Origin of the sequence: Bacillus sp. AM 13(2015) (assembly GCF_001518755.1) — a bacterium.
GTDB classification, from domain to species: Bacteria; Bacillota; Bacilli; order Bacillales; family Bacillaceae; genus Bacillus; species Bacillus safensis.
In genome coordinates this window covers 291,034-299,617 of record NZ_LKCP01000082.1, presented here as the reverse complement: position 1 = coordinate 299,617, position 8,584 = coordinate 291,034, and the positions used below count along the sequence as shown (strand labels likewise).

Annotated in this window: 8 protein-coding genes; 1 reads left to right on the top strand and 7 read right to left on the bottom strand. The window is 44.6% G+C overall.

Features of this window, described 5'->3' with window-relative positions; genetic code table 11:
* The 3 genes from remA to AOQ70_RS15120 all read right to left on the bottom strand — a co-directional run.
* On the bottom strand, nt 1-232 hold a 232-nt coding region (gene remA, locus AOQ70_RS15130; protein ID WP_059377099.1), incomplete at its 3' end, for an extracellular matrix/biofilm regulator RemA.
* Nucleotides 233-308: 76 nt separating this feature from the next.
* Nucleotides 309-1,184: a YicC/YloC family endoribonuclease gene (locus tag AOQ70_RS15125; protein ID WP_039178436.1), complete on the bottom strand. Its 876-nt coding sequence runs from the start codon at nt 1,182-1,184 to the stop codon at nt 309-311.
* 83 nt (nt 1,185-1,267) lie between these two features.
* On the bottom strand, nt 1,268-3,943 hold the full coding sequence (locus AOQ70_RS15120; protein WP_059377096.1) for a calcium-translocating P-type ATPase, SERCA-type: 2,676 nt from the start codon (nt 3,941-3,943) through the stop codon (nt 1,268-1,270).
* A gap of 165 nt (nt 3,944-4,108) precedes the next feature.
* Between AOQ70_RS15120 and AOQ70_RS15115 the strand changes: the two genes are divergently transcribed.
* Entirely contained in the window at nt 4,109-5,818 is a 1,710-nt protein-coding gene (locus tag AOQ70_RS15115; RefSeq protein ID WP_059377093.1) for an Rqc2 family fibronectin-binding protein, read from the top strand.
* Nucleotides 5,819-5,852: 34 nt separating this feature from the next.
* Here the strand turns inward: AOQ70_RS15115 and AOQ70_RS15110 are convergent, their stop codons facing one another.
* The 4 genes from AOQ70_RS15110 to cysC all read right to left on the bottom strand — a co-directional run bounded on the left by AOQ70_RS15110 (nt 5,853) and on the right by cysC (nt 8,578).
* On the bottom strand, nt 5,853-6,356 hold the full coding sequence (locus AOQ70_RS15110; protein WP_059377090.1) for a precorrin-2 dehydrogenase/sirohydrochlorin ferrochelatase family protein: 504 nt from the start codon (nt 6,354-6,356) through the stop codon (nt 5,853-5,855).
* Nucleotides 6,337-7,122 (bottom strand): sirohydrochlorin chelatase, encoded by a 786-nt coding sequence (locus tag AOQ70_RS15105; protein WP_059377088.1) that lies wholly within the window; start codon nt 7,120-7,122, stop codon nt 6,337-6,339. Before AOQ70_RS15105 ends, AOQ70_RS15110 begins: the two co-directional genes overlap by 20 nt.
* A 77-nt stretch (nt 7,123-7,199) precedes the next feature.
* The gene (gene cobA, locus AOQ70_RS15100) at nt 7,200-7,955 is read right to left on the bottom strand and encodes a uroporphyrinogen-III C-methyltransferase (protein ID WP_047202132.1); all 756 of its coding nucleotides are present in this window, start codon (nt 7,953-7,955) and stop codon (nt 7,200-7,202) included.
* A gap of 29 nt (nt 7,956-7,984) precedes the next feature.
* Nucleotides 7,985-8,578, bottom strand: coding sequence for an adenylyl-sulfate kinase (gene cysC / locus AOQ70_RS15095; protein WP_059377086.1), 594 nt, complete (start codon nt 8,576-8,578; stop codon nt 7,985-7,987).
* Nucleotides 8,579-8,584 lie beyond the last annotated feature (6 nt).

Below are 8,584 nucleotides of genomic sequence, written 5' to 3'. Positions count from 1 at the left end.
ACCTCTTGTGCTCGACAGTCTCAGGCTGAACGGCAGATAAGATGACATGGTCACTGTCCATAATGACAACAGCACGGGTTCTTCTTCCGTATGTAGCATCTATGAGCATGCCTCGATCTCTTGCGTCTTGTATCATTCGTTTAATCGGTGCTGATTCCGGACTGACGATCGAAATCATCCGATTCGCTGAAATGATGTTTCCAAATCCGATATTGATCAACTTTATGGTCATCTTCTTTCGTCCCCCTGTAATATAAACGTCTCTAGTCTCGCCGAAAGAGACGCACTGTAAACAGCATACACAATGACTATTCTATATTTTGCACTTGTTCTTTTATTTTTTCAATAGCACTTTTCATTTCAACCACCAGCTTTGTTAAATGGTGATGGTTCGCTTTTGATCCAATGGTGTTCACTTCACGGTTGAGCTCCTGTACAAGGAAGTCAAGTTTTCGGCCGGCAGCACCGCCTTGAAGCAAGATTTGCTGAAATTGCTGAAAGTGACTTTTTAATCTCGTCATCTCTTCTGTAATGTCGCAGCGGTCAGCAAAGATGGCAGCCTCTGTTGTCAGTCTGCTCTCGTCAAGCGCCTCACCGATCCATTCTTGCAATCGCTGATTCAATCGTTCTTTGTACTGACTCACAACCTCTGGTGCAAAGACTTTGATTTCTTCTGTATAGGCCTCTAGTTCAGAAAGCCTTAGTTCACAGTCTTTTTGAAGTGATGCTCCCTCTTGCTCTCTCATGAAGCAAAGCTCCTTGACAGCATCCTCGCAAGCTTCCATCAGCAGCTGCTCTAGCTGTTCATTTCGGCTGGCTGACTCTTCCACCTGAACGGCAAGCTCAAGCCCCAATAAGTCATGTGCATGCTGAATGCCTGAAATGTGATAGCGTTCCTCGAGGTCTTTTGCGGCTTTCATGTATTCATCAAGCAGCGGCCAGTCGATCTGTAAGGACCGGCTTGCTAGTTTACCGCCTTCAATCGTGACAAACAGCTCAATTCTACCGCGCTGCACGTGACGAAGAATGATCTTTTTTAATGTATCTTCGAAATATAAAAGCGGCCTCGGCAAACGGGCATGAACCTCTTTAAAACGGTGATTGACCGATTTTAGCTCAACTGACACTGTCAGTTCTCCATCCGTTTTACTCGCTTGGCCGAATCCCGTCATACTGCGTATCATGTTAAAACACCCAATTCTTTCATATTAATAAAATGAAAAAGGTAATAGCAGACACTATTACCTCAAAATTATACCATAATGAATTATTTTTTTCTTGTCAAAAGTGATCCTGCCAGTAAAAAAGTTGGCAGTGCAGACATCCCGATGATCAGCAGCCAATCAATTGGTGCAATCGCGACCGTTTTGAAAATTGGCTGAAGCGGCGGGTAATAAATGACCACAAGCATGAGTAAAAGTGATGACAAAACCGCACCGATCAAATAGAGGTTCCCAAATGGATTACGTTCAAAAATGGACCGTTCACTGCGGCAGTCAAATACATGAATGAGCTGCGCCAAAACAAGCGTACTAAATGCGACAGTCTGTGCATATTGCAGGTTATTCGGGTCGCGGTGATACACAAATATAAATGCCAAAAGGGTCGCAAGCCCGATGAGGAATCCTCTTGAGATGACCTTCCAGCCAAGCCCCCTTGCAAAAATGCCCTCTTTCACATTCCGCGGCTTTCTCTTCATGACATCGCCTTCTGGCTTATCCATGCCAAGTGCCATAGCCGGTAGACCATCTGTGACAAGGTTTACCCATAAGATTTGTATAGGAACGAGCGGAAGCGGAAGCGCGAGGAGCATCGCAAACAGCATGACCAAAATTTCTCCGACATTTGATGCCAGCAAATAGCGGACAAATTTACGAATGTTTTCATAAATATTCCGGCCTTCTTTAATGGCGGATTTAATGGTCGCAAAGTTGTCGTCAAGTAAAATAAGAGAAGACGCTTCTTTGGCTACGTCTGTACCAGTGATGCCCATGGAGATGCCGATATCTGCTTGTTTAATGGCAGGCGCATCATTGACCCCGTCACCTGTCATCGCTACAACATGACCATTTTTTTGATAGGCTTTGACAATTCTCAGCTTATGCTCAGGAGAAACCCGGGCAAAGACATATACATTTTCAGCCGTTTGCTCAAGCTCTTTGTCGCTCATTTGATCAAGTGCTTTTCCGTCGAGCACCTGTCCTTGCTTCGGTAAAAGGCTTAAATCTTTTGCGATCGCTTTGGCCGTTTCCACGTGATCCCCTGTAATCATGACCGTTTTAATGCCAGCATCCCGGCACTCTTTAATCGCTCGTCTGACTTCAGGACGCGGTGGATCGATCATGCCCTCTAATCCGATAAATGTTAAATCAGCTTCAGCCTGCTGGACAGAGGTGATTTTCTCTGTCAAACCGACTTTTTTATACGCAATAGCAATGGTTCTAAGCGCCTGTCTTGCTAAACCTTGAATCGCAGCTTCTGTTTCTTGCCTGTGAGTGGCTGAAAAAGAAGCTGTGCGTCCGCCGTGCATGATATGACTTGAACGGTTCATTAGTACATCCGGCGCACCTTTTGCAATGACATACCGCTCTTTTTGATTTGTTTCAACGACGACTGACATCATCTTTCTTTCTGAGTCAAAAGGAAACTCCTCAATAACATGAAATCCAGCTTCAATGAATTGCTCTGTAAAACCCGCTTTACGTGCTGCGGTAAGGAGCGCTCCCTCTGTCGGATCCCCATCCAGCCTCATCTCCCCGTCTTTTTCAACGATAGTCGATGTATTACAAAGCGCCCCGTATAATAACACCTTTTGCAGGCTTGGATGCTTGTCGGCATGGACGATTTCCCCGTTTAAGGTAAAGTCACCGGATGGCTCGTAGCCTGTGCCAGAAATATTCCACGTTTTTCCCTCTGCCCACACATGGGTCACAGTCATTTTATTTTGCGTCATGGTTCCTGTTTTATCAGAGCAAATGATTGACGCGCAGCCGAGTGTTTCCACTGCCGGGAGCTTTCTGACAATCGATTTTTGTTTGATCATCCGCTGTACCCCTAGGGAAAGGGCGACAGTGACGATCGCCGGCAGTCCTTCTGGAATCGCCGCCACAGCAAGAGATACACCCGCTAGGAACATATGATACAATTCATGTCCTTGCACTACACCAAGAACAACAACGAGCACCGTTAAAAATAAAGCAGCCACAATCAGAATTTTTCCAAGCTGCTCGAGACGCCTTTGCAGCGGCGTTTCCATATTACCTGCTGCATCCAGCATGCCGGCAATTTGTCCCATCGCTGTATTCATTCCTGTACCAATGACAACCCCTACGCCGCTGCCTCTAGTAACAAGCGTCCCCATAAAGGCCATGTTCGTCAAATCCCCGAGCGAAACATGGCCGCTTGAAAGTGGACTTGCGTGTTTGACTGCTGGGATAGACTCACCAGTGAGGGCGGACTCCTCAATTTCTAAGCTCTTTGTATCTAGTAATCTAATATCTGCCCCAATCCGGTCTCCGCTTGAAAATTTCACAATATCCCCTGGCACGAGATGTTTAGACGGGATCTTGACCCATTCATTATTTCTCCTTGCATACACGTGCGGAGTTGATAATTCCTTTAACGCTTGAAGGGATTTTTCCGCCCGGCGTTCTTGATAAAAGCCGAGTACACCATTAATCAAAACAATGGCCACAATCGCAACAGCATCAATGTATTCTCCTAAAAAGGCAGAAATGATTGTTGCAGCAAGCAAGATTAACACCATGAAATCTTTAAACTGTGCTAAAAAAATGATCAGAGCCGACGCCTTTTTTCCTTCCTGCAATTCATTTGGCCCGTGTTTTTCAAGCCGCTTTTGTACATCTTTTTCTGACAGTCCGTCACCTATCGATGTATTCATTGTTTTTAATAAATCGGTTTGGTTCAGTTCATGCCAATTCATTTGACCTCGTCCACTCCTCTTTTGTTCTCTCTCATATGCAGTGTTCTATAAGCCAGTTTATTCAGACTCGTCCTAAATCATGCTATAATAATAAGACTGCCTAAAGAACGAGAAAACGGAAGGTTCTTTCAGTAGATTTGTGTGAAAGAAGAGGGTGTATCCAACATGTCATTTGACGGCATTTTTACATATGGTATGACTAATGAATTGCAAAAAGCATTAACTGGCGGAAGGATTTCAAAAATCCATCAGCCATATAAGCACGAGCTGATTTTTCATATTCGAGCAAACGGGAAAAATCATAAGCTCCTTTTATCGGCTCATCCGAGCTATGCAAGAGTGCAGCTCACCGAGCATCAATACGACAATCCAAGTGAGCCGCCAATGTTTTGTATGCTACTCAGAAAGCATCTTGAGGGCGGCTTCATTGAACGTTTTGAACAGATTGGATTTGATAGGGTCATTGTGCTTCACGTGCGAAGCCGAAACGAAATCGGCGATGAGCAGACGCGTAAGCTTTACATTGAAATCATGGGACGTCATAGCAACTTCATTCTTGTAGAGGATGGAACGCAGCAGATCATTGATGGTCTGAAACACCTTTCTCCATCTGTAAACAGCTATCGAACGGTGCTCCCTGGTTATGAATACCTACTGCCACCTGCGCAGCAAAAATTGAATCCTTTTGACGTGACAAAGGATGATATTTTGAAGCATTTACGCTTTCAAGAAGGAAAGATCGCCAATCAAATTGTCGATACCTTCTCTGGGGTTTCCCCGCTTTTTGCAAAGGAAGCAGTACACCGGGCCGGTCTTGCCAATCAAGAAACGATTCCCAATACACTGCTCGACATGTTCCAGCTCATTCGCATGCATTCTTTTACGCCGCAGCTTACAAGAAAAGACGGGAAAGAGTATTTCTATTTATTAGAGCTTCAGCATGTCCAAGGCGAGATGAAGACATTCAACTCACTCAGCCAGCTGCTTGACCGCTTTTATTTTGGAAAAGCTGAGAGAGACAGAGTCAAACAGCAGGCGGCTGACCTTGAACGGTTTGTCGTCAATGAAAAAAAGAAAAATGAAAACAAGCTAAAAAAGCTAAAAAGAACCCTTGAAGAATCTCAGGATGCACACAAGTATCAGCTCTATGGCGAATTGTTAACAGCCAATTTATATGCGATCAAAAAAGGGGATAAAGAAGCGACTGTCATCAATTATTACGATGAAGACGGCGGAGAAATTACAATCCCGCTTAAAACAAACAAAACCCCTTCTGAAAATGCACAGGCATATTTTACAAAATATCAAAAGGCAAAAAATGCTGTAGAAGCTGTAAATGAACAAATTGAGCGAACTCATGAAGAAATTACTTATTTTGAAGAGCTGATTCAGCAGCTGTCCTCTGCTTCTCCGAAGGATTTAGAGGAAATGAGAGAAGAGCTTGTTGAAGGAAAATATTTGCGCGCCAAACAAAAGCGTCACGCCAAAAAGAAAAAACCGGCGGCCATTCAGCTCGAAACGTATGAATCGTCCCAAGGTATTCCGATTTTAGTTGGAAAAAATAACAAACAAAACGAGCATTTGACTACAAAGGCAGCTGCTCGTGATGATATTTGGCTGCATACAAAGGATATTCCTGGATCACACGTCGTCATTCGTCACCAAGCACCTGATGAACAAACGCTGCTTGAAGCGGCTCAAATTGCCGCCTACTTTTCGAAAGCAAAAGAGTCCAGCTCCGTTCCTGTCGACTATACAAAAATCCGGCATGTGAAAAAACCGAACGGAGCAAAGCCTGGCTTTGTTACGTATGATCAGCAGCAAACATTATTTGTCACGCCTGACGAGGATCTTGTGCTCAAGCTGAGAAAATAAATAAGAAAAGCCGATAAAATCCTGACATGAGGATTTATCGGTTTTTTCTTTGTCGTTTTTTTCTTTCGATGTAAAGGGCATCAAGTGCGTCAATATCCTCTTGTTCAAGCAAGGATTCAATTGCCGCCGCCAGCTGTTTTGTCCGGGCGGGGCTTGCACCGCTTGTAGAGACTGAAATCGTCACTTTTCCTGCTTTGACAACCTTCGGCACCATCACATTGCCTAGCTCTGATTGGCTCACACAATTCACAAGCTGGTGAGGCTGTGCTGTTTGTGCAATCCATTCATTTACCGAAGGGTCATTTGTCGCAGCTACAATGAAAAATGCATCCTTCAAATCTTCAGCGTCTACCTTCTTTTCCTTCCAATTCAATTGGTATGTATCAATGAAGTGTGCCATCTCTTCAGAAAGATTAGGACTGACAACGGTTATATAGCAAGGCTCCGTGCACAGCGCCTTTGCTCTTCTTAACGCCACAGATCCGCCGCCGGCAATGACCACTTGTTTATTGGTTAAATCAAGATGGACTGGAAGCATGGCTTTCTCCTCGGAAACGAAACGCATCGTCTTTGTTTAACATGGTTTCTTGCACGCGTTCAATATAAGCTGCTTTAACATGCGGATGAAAGCCAATATACCGGCATACCCGGACATCTTTCAGCCGCTTTCTCGCCTGAGCGGCTTCACTTTCAATTTCTTTCATTAAAATTCCGGTAAACAGCAAGTAAGGAACGATATAGACAGGCTCATCGTCATCTGCTGATAACTGCGCGAGAACATCTCGATAATTGGGCACACATGCTGTAATAAAACACGGAAAAACCTCTGCATGTGGAAGCAGACTTCGGACATCGTCTGCAATGCCAAACACATCTCGCTTCACATCCGGATCAGAGCTCCCGCGGCCAATTAAAAGAATCCGCGCCCGCTCGCCTTGATATCCTGCTTCTTCAATTCTTGCGGCAACCGCTTTTGTTACTTCTTGATTCACCCCGATTGGCTTTCCATATGTGACCTTCACTTGCGGAAATCGCGCGCGCACTTTCTCAATTTCGACCGGTATATCCGATTTGGCATGCATGGCAGTTAAAAGGAGAAGCGGGACGATGGCAATGTGTGTCGCTCCTTTTTTCACACAGGCCTCAAATCCTTCTTCTATAGAAGGGTCCGTCAGCTCTAAAAAACAAATTTCTTGTATATCTGCTTTCACTAACGGCATACAGCTTTTCATAAAAGAAATGGCCTTATCTTGCGCCTCTTTTACTCGGCTTCCATGCCCAACATAAAGGACAGCTTGTTTCATGCGGCTCCTCCCTCTCACTTATTTCATCAGACGAAAAGACACGATGTATGTACGTACGTGTCTTTTCTCTATCATTCTCATTTCTCGATTAATGCGGGTTCAAACCAGTTCAGTTTTTGATGAAAATGAACGACATCTCCAACAACAATTAAACTTGGATGCTCGATCCCTTCTTTTTCAACGGTTTCAGACAGTGTCGCCACAGTGCAGCAAGTTGTCTTTTGCCTCGTCGTGGTTCCCCAGTGTATAAATGCAGCGGGTGTTTCTGGATCCCGTCCATTTTTTAAAAGCAGGCGCTGCACTCTTTCCACGTTTTTGACACCCATGTAAATCACAAGAGTATCAATCCCTGTAGCCAGCGCCTCCCACTTTTCTTCAAAATGTTCATCCTTTTGATAGTGACCCGTGACAAAAGCAACATTTGAGCTGAATTCACGGTGTGTCACAGGGATGCCCGCATAAGCAGCCGCTGCAATACCAGAAGTAATTCCTGGGACAACCTCATACGGAATTCCGTGCTCAGCTAAGCATTCGATTTCTTCACCGCCGCGGCCAAAGACAAAGGGGTCGCCGCCTTTCAGCCGAACGACAACGTTCCCTTCTTTTGCATGAGCCACAAGCGCTTCATTGATGGCTTCCTGTCTCATTGTATGATGATTTGGCAGCTTTCCGCAATAAATCAATTCCGCCTCTGGTTTGGCGTGGGCGAGAATGTCTTGATTGACAAGACGATCATATAAGATGACATCTGCCTGCTGTATCGCCTTATGGGCCTTTAATGTGATTAAATCTGGGTCTCCGGGTCCAGCACCCACAATGTATACTTTCCCCATCTTGCTTTTCTCCCCCTGCCATCAGGCGATTATTTCGTTGTTGCTTTTACATAATCAACAAGACGCTGTTTGGATTCCTCACGGGATAATTCCCCTGTATCTAAGACGAGCTCAGGCTCAGCTGGCTCTTCATATGGTGAATCGATTCCAGTGAAAAATGGAATTTCGCCGTTTCTCGCTTTTTTATATAACCCTTTTGGATCACGCTCTTCACACACGTTCAGATCACATTTGACAAACACTTCGTGAAATTCCCCATCTTCGACTAACTGTCTGACAATGTGGCGGTCTTCTTGAAATGGAGAAATAAAAGCAGTGATGACAATCGTACCTTGTTCCACAAATAATTTTGCCACTTCTCCGATTCGGCGGATGTTTTCTTTTCTGTCGTCATCTGAAAACCCTAGATCTTTATTGAGTCCGTGACGCACATTATCTCCGTCAAGAACTGTGACTTGGTAGCCTTGTTCAAACAGCTCTCTTGCAGCTGCATTTGCGATCGTTGATTTACCCGATCCGCTTAAACCTGTAAGCCAGATAATGCCGCTTTTATGCTTGTTTTTCTGTTGATATTCTTTTTTTGTAATAGATGCATCATGCCACACGATATGTTCGTTGCTCATGTCATA